13 protein-coding genes, 1 pseudogene and 1 riboswitch are annotated in these 17074 nt (G+C 62.3%); of the genes and pseudogenes, 3 read left to right on the top strand and 11 right to left on the bottom strand.

Features of this window, described 5'->3' with window-relative positions:
• Positions 1-4: 4 nt before the first annotated feature.
• Positions 5-2122: a TonB-dependent receptor gene (locus tag ACSZPK_RS14900; protein ID WP_437882254.1), complete on the bottom strand. Its 2118-nt coding sequence runs from the start codon at positions 2120-2122 to the stop codon at positions 5-7.
• A gap of 254 nt (positions 2123-2376) precedes the next feature.
• A riboswitch (cobalamin riboswitch) is annotated at positions 2377-2581 on the bottom strand.
• A gap of 133 nt (positions 2582-2714) precedes the next feature.
• On the opposite strand from ACSZPK_RS14900, the gene ACSZPK_RS14905 reads away from it, so the two are divergent.
• A complete protein-coding gene (locus ACSZPK_RS14905) occupies positions 2715-4751 on the top strand; it encodes a TonB-dependent receptor (RefSeq protein ID WP_437882255.1) in 2037 nt (678 codons plus the stop codon).
• A gap of 48 nt (positions 4752-4799) precedes the next feature.
• Here the strand turns inward: ACSZPK_RS14905 and ACSZPK_RS14910 are convergent.
• Positions 4800-5212: pseudogene (locus ACSZPK_RS14910) on the bottom strand (FCD domain-containing protein); the annotation flags it as partial.
• A gap of 330 nt (positions 5213-5542) precedes the next feature.
• Here ACSZPK_RS14910 and ACSZPK_RS14915 point away from each other — a divergent pair.
• Entirely contained in the window at positions 5543-5776 is a 234-nt protein-coding gene (locus tag ACSZPK_RS14915) for a 2Fe-2S iron-sulfur cluster-binding protein (RefSeq protein WP_437882415.1), read from the top strand.
• 12 nt (positions 5777-5788) lie between these two features.
• Here ACSZPK_RS14915 and ACSZPK_RS14920 read toward each other — a convergent pair whose 3' ends face one another.
• The 4 genes from ACSZPK_RS14920 to ACSZPK_RS14935 form a co-directional block, all read right to left on the bottom strand.
• A complete protein-coding gene (locus ACSZPK_RS14920; RefSeq protein WP_437882416.1) occupies positions 5789-6142 on the bottom strand; it encodes a DUF3237 domain-containing protein in 354 nt (117 codons plus the stop codon).
• 225 nt (positions 6143-6367) lie between these two features.
• Positions 6368-7471, bottom strand: a complete 1104-nt coding sequence (locus ACSZPK_RS14925) for a polyamine ABC transporter substrate-binding protein (protein WP_437882256.1) — start codon at positions 7469-7471, stop codon at positions 6368-6370.
• A 26-nt stretch (positions 7472-7497) separates the two neighbouring features.
• Entirely contained in the window at positions 7498-8829 is a 1332-nt protein-coding gene (locus ACSZPK_RS14930) for a hypothetical protein (protein ID WP_437882257.1), read from the bottom strand.
• 115 nt (positions 8830-8944) lie between these two features.
• On the bottom strand, positions 8945-10207 hold the full coding sequence (locus ACSZPK_RS14935) for a serine hydrolase domain-containing protein (protein ID WP_437882258.1): 1263 nt from the start codon (positions 10205-10207) through the stop codon (positions 8945-8947).
• A gap of 145 nt (positions 10208-10352) precedes the next feature.
• Between ACSZPK_RS14935 and ACSZPK_RS14940 the strand changes: the two genes are divergently transcribed.
• Positions 10353-10991, top strand: a complete 639-nt coding sequence (locus tag ACSZPK_RS14940; protein WP_437882417.1) for a TetR/AcrR family transcriptional regulator — start codon at positions 10353-10355, stop codon at positions 10989-10991.
• Positions 10992-11102: 111 nt separating this feature from the next.
• Here the strand turns inward: ACSZPK_RS14940 and ACSZPK_RS14945 are convergent, their stop codons facing one another.
• The 5 genes from ACSZPK_RS14945 to benC all read right to left on the bottom strand — a co-directional run bounded on the left by ACSZPK_RS14945 (position 11103) and on the right by benC (position 17040).
• The gene (locus ACSZPK_RS14945) at positions 11103-12359 is read right to left on the bottom strand and encodes an OprD family porin (protein ID WP_437882259.1); all 1257 of its coding nucleotides are present in this window, start codon (positions 12357-12359) and stop codon (positions 11103-11105) included.
• A gap of 75 nt (positions 12360-12434) precedes the next feature.
• On the bottom strand, positions 12435-13634 hold the full coding sequence (locus ACSZPK_RS14950) for a benzoate/H(+) symporter BenE family transporter (protein ID WP_437882260.1): 1200 nt from the start codon (positions 13632-13634) through the stop codon (positions 12435-12437).
• Positions 13635-13717: 83 nt separating this feature from the next.
• Complete coding sequence (locus ACSZPK_RS14955; RefSeq protein WP_437882261.1) at positions 13718-15058, bottom strand: MFS transporter; 1341 nt, start codon at positions 15056-15058, stop codon at positions 13718-13720.
• 150 nt (positions 15059-15208) lie between these two features.
• Entirely contained in the window at positions 15209-15985 is a 777-nt protein-coding gene (locus ACSZPK_RS14960; RefSeq protein ID WP_437882262.1) for a 1,6-dihydroxycyclohexa-2,4-diene-1-carboxylate dehydrogenase, read from the bottom strand.
• An 11-nt stretch (positions 15986-15996) separates the two neighbouring features.
• Positions 15997-17040 (bottom strand): benzoate 1,2-dioxygenase electron transfer component BenC, encoded by a 1044-nt coding sequence (gene benC / locus ACSZPK_RS14965; RefSeq protein WP_437882263.1) that lies wholly within the window; start codon positions 17038-17040, stop codon positions 15997-15999.
• Positions 17041-17074 lie beyond the last annotated feature (34 nt).

Here is a 17074-nt window from a genome sequence, read left to right on the forward strand (position 1 = left end):
GCACTCAGAACCGGTAATCGGCGGTGACGAAGAACGAGCGCGGCTCGCCGAGCATCCATTGCAGCCCATCGCTGCTGGCACTGGTGGCGTACTGGCGGTCGAACAGGTTGTTCAGTTGCAGGCCCAGGGTCAGGTCCGGCCGCAGGTGCCAGTCGAAATTGGCATCGACCACCGTGTAGCCCGGCACGCTGTGCTGGTTGGCGTTGTCGGTGTAGCGCGAATCGACATAGCGCAGGCCCGCCCCCGCTTCGAAGCGTTCGGCGAAGGCTTTGCTCAGCCACAGGTTGGCGTCCCGGCGCGGCACGTCGAGCGGACGATTGCCGCTGTAATCGTTGCCGCCATTCTGGAACTCATCGTACTCGGCCCGCACCAGCGCGGCATTGGCCGACAGGCGCACCTCGTAAGGCAGGGTCAGTTCCAGACTGGCCTCGATGCCATCCGAGGATTGCTGGCCGATTTGCTGCTGTATGTTTGAGTTCTCCGGGTCAGCGCTGAGCAGCTTCTTCTTGACGATATGGTAGGCGGCCAGGGTCCACTCCCCACGCCCATCGAGCAGCAGTTGCTTGATACCGACCTCCGTCTGCCTGGCCTTGGTCAGGTCCCAGGTCTGCTGCGTCGCGCTGAGGGTCAGCAGGTTGCTCACACCCTCGGTGCTGGTGGCGTGCTGGGCGTAGAGCGACAGGTTCTCGCTGAGCGCGAAGACCAGGCCGGCGCGCCAGTTGTAGCCGGTCAGGCTGCGGTCGCTGCGGCTGTCGCTGGCGATGTCGGTACGATCCAGGTGCACCTGGTCGCGGCGCACGCCGATGACCAGCGATAAGCGTTCGCTGAGCCGGGTGCGGTTCTCGGCGAACAACGAGAATTGGCGCGCCTTGCTGCTGTCGCGCGAGCGATAGGGATCGTTGCTCAGGTAGCCACCGCCGCCGGACTGGCCGAGCGGAACCAGGTCGGTTGCGGTGTTGCCGAAGTCATGCTTGCGCAGGAAGCGGATCGAGTTGTAGTCGGCACCGACCACCGTACGGCTGTCGAGGCCGAACAGCGTGTGCTCGAAGGTGAGGCTCTGGCGATCGCCAACCTGCTCCTGGGCATGCAGGATGCGGATGAAGTCGCTGCGCTCGACCAGGCCGCCCGACTGCCAGCGATAGCTCTCGGCATTGCGCCAGCTGCGCTGGGTCTTCATGTAGTACAGCTGGTTGCTGGCACTGATGCTGTCGCTGATGCGCCAATCCGTGGTCAGGCGCGTCGACTGATCGTTGTAGTGCAGCACCGCATCGTCGACGTTGTAGTTCTTGTCGCGCAGGCTTTCCCGGTAATGACCGTTGACCAGCGGCGTGCCCTGGTATTGCTGCGGCTTCTGGTCGGCATTGTCATGGGCCAGGGTGAAGCTCAGGTCGGCGTTGGCCTGCCAGCGCAGCGCCGCGCTTACCGCCAGGCTTTTCGAGTCGCCGCGATCGACCCAGCCGTTGCTGGCCTGCTGGTTGAGGTTGAAGCGGTAGCTCAGGCTGTCGCTCAGCGAGCCGCCGCTGTCCAGCGCCGCCTGCTGACGGTCATCGGAGCCATAGCCCAGGCGCAGATGATTGCGGATCTCGCCCTCGAACGGTTTCTTCGGCACGACGTTGACCACCGCGCCGGTGGCGCCCTCGCCGTACAGCACGGAGGCCGGGCCGCGCAACACATCGATGCGCTCCACGGACCAGGTATCGACCGGAAAGGTCACGGTGCCGTTACCGACATACAGCCGCGTACCGTCGTACAACTGCATGATCGAGGAATGCCCGGTAAAGCCACGGGCCGACAAGGCGGTGCCGCCGTTGCCGGGTGAGCCGACGAAGGTGATGCCCGGCGAACGCGTCACCGCGTCCTGCACGGTGAGGTTGTTGCGCTCGTCGATCTGTTCACGCGCCAGGCTGCTGGTGCTGGCTGGAGTCTGCAGCGGGGTCAGGTCAAGGCGCGAGCCCGCGGGCAGTGGCGTATCGAGTGTCGGCTGGGGCGCCTCATGGGTCGTTTCGGTAATGGCCGTGGACGGCAGGGCCAGGGAATCGGCGGCCTGGGCCGGCGCAGCCAGCAGCAGGCACGGTGCCAGGCTGGCACCGGACAGGACAACGAACAGGGAATTACGGGACATGTCGTTCCAACTCGCAACAGGAATGAATGAATCCCGGAGGGAACAACGCATGAGGCATCGCGGGCGCACTTCGCCCACGGAAACCGGCCTGCGCCCGCCCACCGCGGGTTTGCCAAACGATGTTTCACAGACTGCGTGAAAACGTAGCGAGCGAAGGTCAGGCAAGACAAAAAACGGCGAAAAAGCGCAGTTTACGAGCTGTAAATGAGCATTTTGAGCCGGTTTTTAACGCCGCATGACCGAGCGCAGTAGTTTTTGCACAGTCTGCTCAGGCCGGTCTCCGGGCTTGCGAGGGTCGTGAAGCATTCACCTTCCCATGCCGTGGCACAGTGGTCTGTCGAATGCGTCGCTCGCTTACCGTTGCGGGGGCAGCACCGGACTTGCCATGGAAATGGCGCACCGGTTTCCCGTTTCACCCCATGCACGGCGGCATGAGGCACCTGAAACAGGCGCGCATCTGACCATCGAACCCTCTACGCGTCAATCTCCGTCGTCTCGGCGGCGCCGCCGAAGCGAACCCGCTGAAGAATCTGTGGACTGTAAATTGATATGTTGTAACATTGCAATTCCACTTTCCCAGGAACACCTTCCGATGTCCGTTCGACTCCTATCCAGGCTGACGCCGCTCGCCGCCGCGCTGCTCATGGCCAACAGTGCATTGGCCGACCAACCCCTGACGCTCGATCAGCAGGTGATCACCGCCAACCCGCTGAAAAGCCAAACCCTCGCCTCGCCGACCAGCGTGGTCGAGGGCGATGACCTGACCCTGCGCGAGTCGGCGCAGTTGGGCGAGACCCTGAAGAACCTGCCGGGCGTGTCTTCCACCTATTTCGGCCCGGTCGCCAGCCGCCCGGTGATCCGTGGTTTCGATGGCGACCGTATCCGCGTCCTGCGCAACGGTGTCGGTGCCCTGGATGCCTCGTCGCTGTCCTATGACCACGCGGTGCCCTACGACTCGGCCAACGCCGAGCGCATCGAAGTGGTACGCGGCCCGGCCGCCCTGCTCTATGGCGGCAGCGCCGTCGGCGGCGTGGTGAATACCTTCGACAACCGCATCCCGACCGAGCCGGTCGAGGGTGTGCATGGCGGTGGCGAACTGCGCTATGGCGGCGCCGACACCAATCGCAGCGCCGCCGGCAAGCTGGAGGCTGGCGACGGCAATTTCGCGCTGCACGTAGACGCCAACTCGCGCCAGTTCAACGACACGCGCATCCCCGGCTACGCCCATTCCAGCGAGCAGCGCGCCATCGACGGCGACACCGACAAGCATCGGGTCGGCAACAGCGACGGTCGCCAGGACGGTGGCGCTATCGGTGGTGCCTACCACTGGGACCATGGCTACGTCGGCCTGTCCTACGACGAATACGATGGCAACTACGGCTCACCGGCCGAAGACTCGGTGCGCATCGACATGGAGCAACGCCATTCCGCCATGGCGGCCGAAATCCGTGACCTGCAAGGCCCGTTCAGCTCGGTGAAGCTGGACGTCGGCCACACCACCTACGAGCACCGCGAAATCGAGGACGGCGAGGTCGGCACCACGTTCAAGAACGAGGGCTACGAAGCCCGCGTCGAAGCGCGTCACAAGCCCATCGGCCCGGTCGAAGGCGTGGTCGGCGTGCAGGTCGCCAGCAGCCAGTTCCAGGCCCTCGGCGAAGAAGCCTTCGTGCCGCAGACCGACACCGACAGCACCGCCCTCTTCGCCCTGGAGAGCTGGCAGGCCAGCGAGCGCTTGAACCTGACCCTGGGCGGGCGCCTGGAACACACCAAGCTGAGCCCGGATGCCGAAGGCAACGAGCGTTTCGAGGGCACCGACGAAAAACACAGTTTCACCGCCGGCAGCCTGTCGTTCGGCTCGATCTACACGCTGACCGATATCTGGTCGCTGGCCGGCACCCTGAGCTACACCGAGCGCGCGCCAACCTTCTACGAGCTGTACGCCAACGGCCCGCACGAGGCGACCGGCACCTATGAAGTGGGCGACGCCAACGCCGAGAAGGAAAAATCCTGGTCCACCGACCTGGCCCTGCGCTTCGACAACGGCACCCACAAGGGCAGCGTCGGCGTGTTCTACAGCCGTTTCTCCAACTACATCGGCCTGCTCGGCAGCGGTCGCTACCTGGATGAAGACGGCCAGGAAGTCGCCGCCGGCGATGACGAAGCCCTGCCCGAATACCTGTACAGCGGCGTAAAAGCCGAGTTCTGGGGTGTCGAGGCGCAGGATCTCTGGCGCCTGGCGCAGACCCCCTACGGCGATTTCGCCCTGCAAAGTTCGGCGGACTACACCCGCGCCAAGAACAAGGACAATGGCCAGCCGCTGCCGCGTATCTCGCCGCTGCGCCTGAACAGCGCCCTGCTGTGGAACTACCAGAGCTGGCAGGCCAGCTTCGGCGTCGAGCACGCCAGTGCCCAGCGCCGGGTGCCCAACGAGGAGTTGTCCACCGACGGCTACACCACGCTCAACGCCAGCCTGGGTTATCGCTTCGACGTCGCCGAGAGCCAATGGCTGGCGTTCGTCAAAGGCGACAACCTGAACAACCAGACCATTCGCTACGCCAGCTCCATCCTGCGTGACGAAGTGCCTGCGGCTGGCCGCAGCATCGAGGCTGGGGTCAAGGTCGCGTTCTGACGCGAGAAAGTACCGGAGCCGTCTGACCGGCTCTGGTGTCTATTTATCTCACATCAGGATCTTGAGCCCTTCGGCGGGTCCGGCTGCCTGGGATCCAAACAGATGGGCATCGCACAAGGTTGCATTGGCGTGCTCGCGCATGATCGCTTCAGCGCGAGCGCCCTGACAGGAAAGCAATGCATCGGCCACTGCGTGATGCTGCATGTGAGCAAAATTGAAGCGGCGGTATTCCAGAACAAGGTTGTTGCGATCAACGGCCAGTGAACTCACTGAGGCGAACGGCAGATGTTCGTTGCGTGCCAGGGCCTGGGCGATTGCCGGGTTAGCGCTTTGCTCGACAATGACCTGATGAAACGCTTGTTGATGTCGTGGTACTCGGCCAGATCCTCTTCACTGACGTAGCCTTTTTCGAACAAACGGTCCCCCTGCTGCAAGCACTCCAGCAGCGTTGCCCGCGCCTGCACGACGAAGGGCGTGCATTCGATCTGCACTATTGCGCGCACTCGGTCAGCCGCGCCGCATTCAACGATTGGCTGTCCGGCGGTCCATTTACCGATCAGGTGCACTTGCACATTTCGGGGCAGCGGGCGGATATGTGTGCCGTTCTGCAAAGCACGCAGCCTGGCTGCCATCTGTATACCTGCGGGCCCGTCGAGCTCATGGAGCATGTCCTGACGTCTGCCCGTGAGCTGGGCTGGAGCGAAGAACGTTTGCACCGTGAGCACTTTGCCGCCGCACCAACGAATCATGCGACCGATACCGGCTTCGATGTACGTCTGCGCAGTTCTGGAATGATCTACTCGATACCGGCTGATCGCAGCATCACTCAGGTACTCGATGAAGCTGGCATTTGTATACCCGTTACCTGTGAACAGGAGATCTGCGGAACGTGCCTGACCGGCGTGCTGGAAGGTGAACCGGATCATCGCGACAGTTTTCTCACCACCGAGGAGCGAGTAACGAACGATCAGTTCACGCCGTGCTGCTCACGCGCGAGAAGTGCCTGTTTGGTCCTTGACCTCTGAGGCGATTGCGGGTCACATCACTCGATAACAACGCACCACAACCTCATCGGCTGCCGGGTACTGCACAAGGCCGATGAAGGTTGTGGGTACCATCCAGTCGAGGCGCCCTGCCGGTACTTGAAAACACGGCGAACAGGTACAGCGATAGTGTTCTTCAGCAATGGGCCAGATACCTTGCGCCTCCAGTTGGTTCCCCTCCTCGCTCATTACCAGCACGCCACGGTTGCGAATGTTGATGCGCTCACCTCTGTCGGTGAGCAGGCTGTAGCTGGCGTCCAGTTCGCCAACGCCATCGGGACGCAGCAGAAAGAAATCGGCCCCACCGGCCAGAACGCAGCCTTGCAGATCGCGAACCCCTCGAAGCAGCCGCCGAGAATCCGGTGGTTGTAGCGTTCGCCGCCAACGCCACGCCCTACAGCCTCGCCTGCTGCGATACGAACCCGGATGGTCATCACCCGCTCAAGCACGGGGATTGATGAGTCGTGCACACATTCCTCCACACGGCCTGACAGCCTCCAAAAGTACGACACAGAGCAACTGTCGGGCGGCACGGACGCTCGTAGGCACGCCGACAGTTATCCGTATGGCTCATCACCGATTGGTCTTGACCATTGTCCAGGTCCGCGTACGCACACGCTCGGCTGCGGGGGAGATCGGCTGCAGCGGGAACAGTGTCTTGTAGACGTCTTCGGGCACGTACATGTTGGGGTTGTTGCGGATGGCGGCATCGACCAGGGCAGTGGCATCCTTGTTCGGGTTGGGATAGCCGATGCGGTTGCTCACCCGTGCGATCACGTCGGGCCGCAGGATGTAGTTGATGAACGCATGGGCCTCTTCGGCATGGGGTGCCTTGGCCGGAATCGCCATGACGTCAGACCACATTGGCGCGCCTTCCTTGGGCAAGGCCATCTCGACCTTGACGTTCTTGCCCGCGGCGTCTGCCAATTGCCGGGCGATCGCCACCCCACCCGACCAGCCGACTGCGACGCAAATGTCGCCATTGGCCAGGTCCATGCCGTAGCGCGAAGAGTTGAAGTAGGTGACATAGGGGCGGATCGACAACAGCAGTTCCTGAGCCTGCTTGTAGTCTTCGCGCTTCTCACTGTTCGGATCCAGCCCTTTGTAATGCAGAGCGATAGGGACGATCTCGTTGGCCGCATCGATGAAACCGACCCCACAACTGGAGAGCTTGGCCAGATTGTCCTTGGCGAAGATCACGTCCCAGGTATCCATGCGTGCTTCTGCGCCCAGTACCGCTTTCACCTTGTCGACGTTGTAGCCAATCAATGTGGTGCCCCAGAGGTAGGGCACGGCATAGCGGTTACCCTTGTCACCCGCTGCTTCGAGGCTGGTCATGAAACCGCTATCGAGGTGTGACCAGTTGGGTAGCTTGGCGCGGTCCAGGGGCTCGAACGCATCGGCGACGATCAGCCTGCCAATGTTGGAGCTGCCGGGAAATACCACGTCATACCCTGAATTGCCGGTGAGCAGCTTTGCCTCGAGCATCTCCACGTTATCGAATACGTCATAGACCGGATGGATGCCGGTTTCCTTCTCGAAATCAGCCAGCACTTCCGGCGGCAGATACTCGATCCAGTTGTAGATACGCACCTCGTGCGCCTCAGCAGCCGACAGGCCCGTCGCGACAGACAGCCATGCAGCGGCCACTGCCGCACTACGCATAAATTTGTTCATTCGCATGCACTCCTCGACGAGCCGGTTCAATAGCGGTAGGTGAAGTAAAGTTCCAGTGCGCTGAAGTTCTTGTCGTCGCCAAAAGCCTCCTTGGCAGCAGCTTTTGGCTGTACCCAGTTGTAAGACAGTGACGTATAGAAGGACTGCGTCGGCGTCCAGTCGAGAAACACCACGCTTTCGTCAGCGAAGCGCCGGTCACTGACAGTCGCGCCCTGGAAGTTCTTCTCGTCCAGCCAGAATTGATAGTGAATGGCGCCAAGCGTCAGAGTTTCACTGAGGTGGGTCTTGAGCGAAAACTGCTGGACGCGTTCGTTGCTGTTGAACAGCAGGTAGTTGCCGACCACATCACCGACCAGCCAGGTACTCCAGTCAATGAAGCCCTTGCTCAATGGATCCCAGGCTTTCTGGCGGCTGTCGCCCAAATCGTCGTCACCGGAAAAGCTTGCGTAGCGGTAGCCAAGAATCGGCGTCAGCGGCAATTGGTCGAAGGCATAGTCTGCCTGCAGATACCAGGCGTCAGCTGCGTAATCGACACCATCGCCAGTGCCGGTTTCCCACGCATATTCAGCATTGAGCGTAAGCGCCGGCAACCCCGGCAACTTGCCACGTAGCGCACGCAGGTTGTAGACCTGCATACCGTCGCGCCGCGTGTTGCTGCCCTGCCCGGCCAGCGATTTGACCTTCATCGCCATGGCACCAAGGGTGACGTGGTCTGCGAGGGTGTAGTCGAGGTTGGCCCCGCTCATGTGGAAGTCGCCGAGGTCATCGTCAGTGCGCAGGCTGAAACCCTGGGCCTGCAATGCGCCGTGGTCCCAGGCCAGCACGGCGGAGTCTTTGAAAGCGGTACGCGGTCCGAGCCAGTAAGCGCCATCCTCGAACAGGTCGAGATTGCCATCCATGACGATGAAGCCTGTGCCGATCATGTAATTCTGACGACCGGCCTTGAATGTCCACTCACCGCTGCGCAGGCCTGCATACAGCTCTTCGAGGGCCACGTCACCATCGGAACTGCGTGAGTACCCACCGGCGTCACCGTCCCCCAAGGTCGTTGCATCCACCACCGAGCCGCCTGCCAGTAACGAGACGTCAGGGGTGAATGCATAGTCCAGAGTGATGCCGGGCTTCAAGTAGAACTCTTGCCAGGCAATCTTGCTGCCATCGTTCTCGCCATTGCGTAGATCGATACGCCCCAGGCCGAAATTGACGTTGCGCGTGGTGACGCTGGCACCGCCCGCTTGCAGAGTGAGTTCGCCCTTGAGGTCACCGCTCTCGAAGCTGTAGCCGGCGAGTGCCAATGGGCTCACCAGTGGAAAACCAATTGCCAGCACCGCGTAGGAAAAACGCTTGGTCGTGTGCATGTTGAAGCTCCTGTGTCGTTGTTGTGTTACAGGGCAGCCGGGACAGTGCAGTACACCGCCAACACCCGCTCGCGCAGGTGGTTCGCAAGCAACTTGCGTTATTGGAATTGGATGGTCAGGCAGTCAGTGTTGCGGCGATGCACCTGAGCATGCGCACGCTGTCCGTGTCGAGATCGGTCACGGCCTGTGGCAATGAGGACTGTTTGACGATCACCACCTGCGAAGGCAGGTCGACGAACAGGTATTGGCCATGAATCCCGCCCGCCATCAGCGCCTGACTATGGTCGTTGAACACGTACCACTGGCTGCGATATGACGCGTCGGGAGTCCACTGGGCGAACTCTGCGTTGGCGGCATAGATCGCCGGATCTGAACCGGCGGCGATGCGTTCGAGCGTTTCGCGGCTCAATACCTGAACACCCTCGCGGCGCCCACGATTGGCCAGCAACTGGCCAAAACGAGCCATGTCACGCAGGGTCGCGCTGAAGCCTGCGCCGGCCACGCTGCGCCCCCATGGATCAGCCATGAAATAGCCATCGCGCTGGCAACCCAACTGACGCCAAACCGCCTCCAGCATTTCGGCGCAGGGCTTGCCACTCGCCCGCTCCATTACCCAGGCCAGCACTTCCGTGGTAGCGGTGACGTAATGGAAGAAACCGCCATGCTCACCGCGTTTGCGCAGTGCTGGCAGGTATTGGTAAAGCGACTCGAAGTGCGCGTATTGCGCCAGCGCAGGTTGAAAGCCGCATGAGTAGCCGTACTGCGAACTTTCGGAATTGGGATCGTCATACACCTCGCTGTATTCGATACCAACCGCCATGTCGAAGAGTTGCCGCACGGTCGCATCGGCGAAAGCGCTGCCCTCCAACTCGGGCACGTAACGACGGGTCAATGCTGTGGGATCCAGCAAGCCATCGCTGACCAATTGCTCGCCAAGAGTACCGATCAGCGACTTTGTCACCGAAAACATGATGTGCCGGTCATCAGCGCACTGACCGTTGAAGTAACGCTCGTAGATCACCGAGTCGCCTTTGAGCACGATGAACCCGTCGGTATCACTTGCCAGCAGATGGTCAAGCACGCTGACCGAAAGACCACACACACTATTGAAATGCAACGCATCCAGTGGGCTCACCGCTTCGCTGAGAACACTTGGCGTACCACTGCCAGCCTGAACGTCTATGGACGGACGCAAACGCGCCAGATTGCGAAACCCCCAGGTATTGAACGGGGGCGTCATCCAGTTACTCCAGGTGACACGTTGCCGTGGCGTGGCAGGAAAACCTTGCATGAGCGGTGGCAAGACGATTTCTGCCGATGCCGCCTCATGAGCCTCGGCATACCGACGGCAAAGTGATTGAGGGTTGAATGAGTTCATAGTGCTGACCCTGGAAATGACTCTGCATGGAAGCAGATGCCAGGAAATAATTAATCCTGATAAATATTTTAGTCAATAAAATATTTTGCCCGGGAAAACCTGTCGGTTTATCATCCAGGCTTATCCTGAAACCCAGAGAGCCCCTGTGAGCGGACTACGAGAACAGCAAAAGGAAATGCGCCGCCAAGCGATCTCCAGGGCAGCCGTCGACCTGTTCAAGCAACAGGGATTCCAGGCCACCACTATCGAACAGATCGCCAAGGTGGCCGGAGTTTCACCGCCCACCGTGTTCAAATACTTCGGCAGCAAACAGGAAATCATCCTGGAAATGCTCAAGGAGGCAGACCTCCGGGCGATCTTCGACACCCGTGAACACCTCTCACGCTTCAGCGATCCGGTGGATGCACTCTGCCATATGGAGGAACTGCTGGTGGGCTATGCACTGGAAGTACTGCCTGCCCCACTTTGGCGGGAATTGCTGCCCGTGGTGCTGAGCGGCGGTGATAGCGGGTTGCCGGAGGCCTACCGTGAACTCAATGCTGGGTTGCTCACGGAAATCACTGATGTCCTGCGCGATATGCAAGAGGCCGGACGCCTGCGGGCCGATCTCGATGTAGAACTGGCCGCGTTTCTGCTCAACGATTACTCACACTTGCAACTGCTGCGCCTGACCAGCGCCGATGAGCCCGACCTGCAGGCGCACTCACGCCAGGTCAGGCTGACAACCCGGCTGATCTTCGAAGGCATGCGCGCCTTCACAGGCGCAACGTCAGAAAAAACTTAATAAACACAACAAATTAATCCCATTATAGCGGTCAACTATCTCTGTCCAGCTGTGCCACTTTGGCGCCCTACCTAAGATTGCCACGATGCCAACAGCACCGCGGCAACACCTTCAGAGCAGCGTCCAGGTGTAACTGAGGATCACCCTGTTCTCATCGATATCGCTGCGGTAGTTCGAACGCGCCGCGACGTTGCGCAGACGAATGCCAAGCCCTTGCAAGCTGCCGCTCTGCACCACATAGGCGATATCCAGGTCGCGCTCGTGCTCCTTGCCTTCGAAGCCCAGCCCGGTGTCCACGTTGTCGCCACGGATGTAGCGCACCGTGGTGGTCAGGCCGGGTGCGCCCAACGCAGCGAAATCGTAGTCGTAACGCACCTGCCAGGAACGCTCGTCGGTATAGGCGAACTCATAGGTCGGCACCTCGTTGCCCAGCGGCGTGATATTGGCGAACACCCGTGGAAAGGCGCTGTCGCCATACATCGCCTGGTAGCCGAGGTAGAACGTGTGCCCGCCGCGCTTGGCCGACAGCAGCGAGAAGAATGCCTGGTTGTCGATCTTGCCAAGCAACTCATCGCCCTGTTCCCGTGCGCTGTAGTAGCCGAGGTTGGCCCCCAGCAGCCAATTGCCCACCGGCTGGCTGTGCTTGAAACCAACGAAGCCTTGCGCGTAGATATCCTCCAACTGTCCGTACCACAGGCTCAATGAGCTGCGCTTGTCGTTGAAGGCGTAGTCGCCACCGAGGTAATCGAAGGCATCGCTCTGGGCCTGGCGCTGCGGCAGGTGGCCGAGCATCGCCAGCATCTTGTCGTCCCCCGCCTCGTTACGCAGGCTGGTCGTGCTCAGGTGCCCGGCTTGCACGGTCAGCCCTGCCAGTTCGCTGGAACTGACGGCGACGCCCTGGTAGCTGGGCGGCAGCAGGCGGATATCGCTGAACGCGAGTACCGGCAGATTGGGTTGCAGCTCGCCCACTTTCAGCTCGGTGTTGGACAGCCTGGCCTTGAACGTCAGGCCCAGGCGGCTGTATTCATCGGCGGCGCGGCCGCTTTCCCGGGTCGACAACAGGCCGCTATTGACCCGGTCCGGGCTGCTGTCGAGCTTGACCCCGAGCAGGCCCAGGGCATCGACCCCGAAACCCACCGGCCCCGGCGTGTAGCCGGACTTGTAGGTGAGGATGAAGCCTTGCGCCCACTCCTCGGCCTTGGATTGCTGGCTGGTGCCGACGATGTCGGAGAAGTCGCGGCTGAAGTAGTAGTTCCTCGCCTGCAACGTGGCGCTGGAGCCCTCGAAGAAACCGCTATCCGCCGCCATGCTGGCGAAGGGACAAGCGGCAAGGGACAGGATCAGGTACGGCGTTTTCTGTGGGGTCATGGCATGGCTCTTATTGTTATCGACGACAGAAGCCTCTTCGCGCACGCAAGGAGGCGCTAATGGACCACGGATGAATCAGCGGGACACCGGGCCCCGTATCTCCAGGCGTTTGCGCCTGGCCTGCTGGAGCAGATGCACCAGCAGGCCGAGCACAAGCCCCCAGAAAGCAGCGGAAAGGCCGAGGAATGACACCCCGGAAGCGGTGACGAGAAAGGTGAACAGGCCCGCGTCGCGCTCGCCTTCCACGGCGCAACTGCGGCTCAGCGCCTCGCTGAGCGCGCCGAACAGCGCCAGGCCGGCCAGGGCCGCGATCAGTTCGCCAGGCAAGGCCGCGAACAACGCCACCACCGTGGCTCCGGCCAGGCCGAACAGCAGGTAGAACAGGCTGCCCGAGAGTGCCGCGATGTAGCGCCGCGCCGGGTTTTCATGGGCCTCGCGGCTGGTGCACAGGCTGGCGGTGACGGCCGCCAGGTTCAGGCCATGGCAACCGAATGGCGCGAGCAGCGCCCCGACCCAGGCACTGGCGCTGATCAGTGGCCCGGACGCTATCGGGTAGCCGGCGTTGCGCAGCACGGCCATGCCGGGCATGAATTGCCCGGTCAACGCAACCAGTACCAGCGGCAGCGCCAGGTTGAGCACGGCACTGAAACTGAAGCGGGGTTCGATCCATTGCAGGCTCGCCCATTCGAAGGCCAGGTGCGGCACTTTCAGGCTGCCGCCCAGTAACGCAACCGACACCCCCACCAACAGCACCACGGCCACCGCATAACGCGGCAGCAGCCGACGCAGCAGCACATAGGCGGCGAACATGGCCAGCACCAATACAGGCTGTGCTGGCAGCGACTGGAATACCCCGACGCCGAAACCGAACAGGATGCCCGCCTGCAGGCCGGCGGCTATCGAGCCGGGCAGCCGCGCGACCAGCCAGTCAAAAGCACCGCTGACGCCAATCAGCACCAGCATCAGGTTGGCGATCAGGTAGGCGCCAACCGCCTGCTCCAAGCCGATCTGCGGCAACGCCGACACCAGCAGCGCTGACCCCGGTATCGACCAGGCGATCACCACCGGCACCCGGTAGCGCAGGCTGAGCCAGAAACCGAGCACGGCGCTGCCCAGGGAAATCGCGGCGATCCAGGATGACAGTTGACGGCTGTCCAGACCTCCGGCGTCCGCCGCCTGGAAAATGATCACCAAGGGACCGGCGAACGAAATCAGTGTCGCCACGCCCCCTGCCACCAGGGCAGACAACGAGCAATCCTCGAACAGGCCTTTCATGCACGTTCGCTCCCGCCGTGGCCATGCCACAGCGTTGGGTTGTCGTGGGAAACGCGCCCCGGCGAGGGCGCGTCAGGCGGCGATCAGGCCTTGGCGGCGGCCAGCGGCAGGCTGGCGCGTCTGTGCCGGGTGCTGTTCATCACGAACACCAGCATGGCCAGGGCCGCGATGGCGCCCGGCACGGCGAAGGCCAGGAAGTTCAGTTGCAGCGGCAGTTCGATGCCCATCAGCGCGCCGCCGAGCAACGGCCCGACGATGGCGCCATTGCGGCCGATGCCCGAGGCCCAGCCCAGGCCGGTGGAACGGATCGACAAGTCATACAGTTGGGCGGTGCCGGCGTAGAGCAGGATTTGCGTACCGATGGTGGTCGCCCCGGCGATGAAGATCAGCAGGTACAGCACCAGCATCGGGCTGTTGAAGCCGAGCAGGCTGATCGACGCGGCGGCGGCGATGAAGAAGCCGACCTTGACCTTGGTCAGGTTGAACCGATCCCCCAGCCAGCCGCCAAGGATCGCCCCGGCCATGCCGCCGAAATTCAATGCCAGCAGGAACGACAGGCTGGAGCCGAGGCTATAACCAGCGCCGGCCATGAGCTTGGGCAGCCACGAACTGAGGGCATAGACCATCAGCAGGCAGCAGAAGAACGCCAGCCAGATCGACAGGGTGCGTACGGCCAGGCCATTGCGGAACAGCTCCAGCACCGACACGCCGCTGCCCTTGCGCTCGCTCACCACCAGTTCCTCGGTGGCCTCCAGGGACACCTGCGGATCGAGGCGTTGGAGCAGTGCCCTGGCCTGGTCATGGCGACCGCGTCGTACTAGAAAGCCAACCGACTCCGGCAGGTAATGAAGGATCGCCGGGAGTAACAGAAGCGGCACGGCAGCGGCGAAGAACATCGACTCCCAGCCGAAGCGCGGCAGCATGAAGATGCCCACGCCAGCCGACAGCATGCCGCCCAGGGAATAACCGCTGAACATCACCGCCACCAAGGTGCTGCGCATCCTCTTGGGGGCATATTCGTTCATCAGCGCCACGGCATTGGGCATCAGCCCGCCGCAACCCAGGCCGGCAATGAACCGGCAAATGCCGAACTCCGTGGGATTGCTGGCGAAACCATTGACGATGGTCGCGGCGCTGAACAGGGCGAAGCAGATGGCGATGCCCTTCTTGCGCCCGATCCTGTCGGCCAGGCTGCCGAACAGCAGCGCGCCGAACATCATGCCGAACAGCGCATAGCTGCCCAGCGCGCCGGCCTGCAGGGGGGTAAGCCCCCACTCCTGCATGATCACCGGCAGCACCACGCCATAGATGAACAGGTCGTAGCCGTCGAAGATCAGCAGCAAGGCGCACAGGCACATCACCAGCCAGTGGAAGCGGTTGAAACGGGCATTGTCGATGATTTCGTTGACGTCGAGGGTACGCATGGCATGGGTCTCTTGTTTTTGTTGTTAAGACTTGGCGATTGGTTGGTGCAGTCTTTTGAAGCGTGCCCAGGGACTTTCTGAGCGATACCCCGCCACTCCCGCGAAGGCGGGAGTCCAACTGCGGGAATGACGACTATTTGCAGATCATCCTCAACCGAGGTCTCCGCCCCCGACTGGCAACGTCACGCCGGTGATATAGGAGGCCTCGTCCGAGGCGAGGAACAGGATCGCTCCGACCTGCTCGTCGAGCGTGCCGTAGCGTTTCATCGGGCTGGTGTCGAGGGTCTGGTCGACGATCTGCTGGTACCAGACCTTCTCCTGCTCGCTCTGCTCGGCGCTGTTGCGCGGCACCCGCCGGGGTGGCGCCTCGGTGCCGCCGGGGGCGGTGGCGTTGACGCGGATGCCACGCCCGGCATTCTCGAAGGCCAGGCAGGCCGTCAGCGCGTTGACCCCGCCCTTGGCCGCGCCATAGGGCACACGGTTGAGGCTGCGGGTGGCGATGGACGAGACGTTGACGATGGTCCCACTGCCCTGCTCCAGCATCTGCGGCAATGCCGCATGGCAGCACCACAGGGTCGGGAACAGCGAGCGGCGGATCTCGGCCTCGATCTCCTCCTCGCGGTAATGCTCGAACGGCTTGGCCCAGATGGTGCCGCCCACATTGTTGACGAGGATGTCCAGGCGCCCGAAGCGCTCGACGGCCGCTTGCATGACCTGCTGGCAATCCTCGTATCGCTCAAGGTCCGCAGTCAGGGTCAGCAGCTCGGCGCCCTGCCCCAGTTCGTCTTGCAATTCATGGACCAGCTCGGCACGGTCCACTGCAACCAGGCGCGCGCCTTCGGCCACCAGCCGCTCGGCCACGCGGCGGCCGATGCCCTGGCCGGCGCCGGTTACCAGCGCCACTTTGTTAGCGAATCGCTTGTGCATGATTCATCTCCTCAGGCCGAAAGCGCCTGACGCTCCGGGCTGGCGACCTGGGTCGGGGTGAACTTCTCATAGTGAAAGCTCGCAGGCGTCACGCCCTGCTCGCTGAAGTGTTTACGCACCGCATCGACCATCGGCGGCGGCCCGCACAGGTACACATCGACATCGCCGTCGTTGAGCATCGCCACGTTCATGTGCTGGGTGACGTAGCCCTTGCGCGGATGGCTGGACTGCGGCTCGGCCACACAAGTGATGAACACCAGGCTCGGCAGGCGCTCGGCCAATGCTTGCAAACGCTCGACCTGCACCAGGTCGAGATCACGGGTCACGCCATAGATCAGGCTGATCGGCTGTTCGCAGCCGCGCTCGGCCAATACCTCGAGCATCGACAGGAACGGCGCCAGGCCAGTACCGCCCGCCAGTAACAGCAAGGGGCGGCGGACTTCACGCAGGTAGAAACTGCCCAGCGGCCCGGTGAATTGCAGGCGCTCGCCAGGCTGGGCCTGGTCCAGATAGGCGCTCATCAAACCGCCGGGCACGCGCTTGATCAGAAAGCCAAAACGCGACTCGCCCGGCTTGCTGCTGAATGAATAGGCCCGTGTCTGGCTGCCACCCGGCACACCGATATTGACGTACTGGCCCGGCAGAAAGGTTGGCGCGCTGCTGCCCTCGGCGATATCGAAGGCCACCTCCAGCGCTGCATCGGCATGCGGCGTGACGCTGGCCAGGGTCGCCTCGAACTGGCTGATGCCGGTCTTGCAGGCGGTGGATGGCACCGGCACCGCGATCACGCAATCGGAGCTGGGCACCATCTGGCAGGTCAGGACCAGGCCTTGCCTGGCCTCGTCCTCGCTCAGGGCATCCTCGATATAGTCTTCGCCCAGGTCATATTCACCGTCTTCGCAGCGGCACTTGCAGGTGCCGCACACGCCGTCGGAGCAGTCCATGGGCAGGTTGATGCGGTTGCGATAGGCCGCATCCAGCACCTTCTCGTTGGCCTTGCAGTCGATGAACCGGGTGACCCCGTCCTCGAAGTTCAGGGCGATGGTATAGGTCATGGCGATACCTCGGCGCAGGTGTCGTCGATGCGAC

The sequence above is a fragment of the Pseudomonas sp. LRF_L74 genome, assembly GCF_965644255.1.
Lineage (GTDB): Bacteria > Pseudomonadota > Gammaproteobacteria > Pseudomonadales > Pseudomonadaceae > Aquipseudomonas.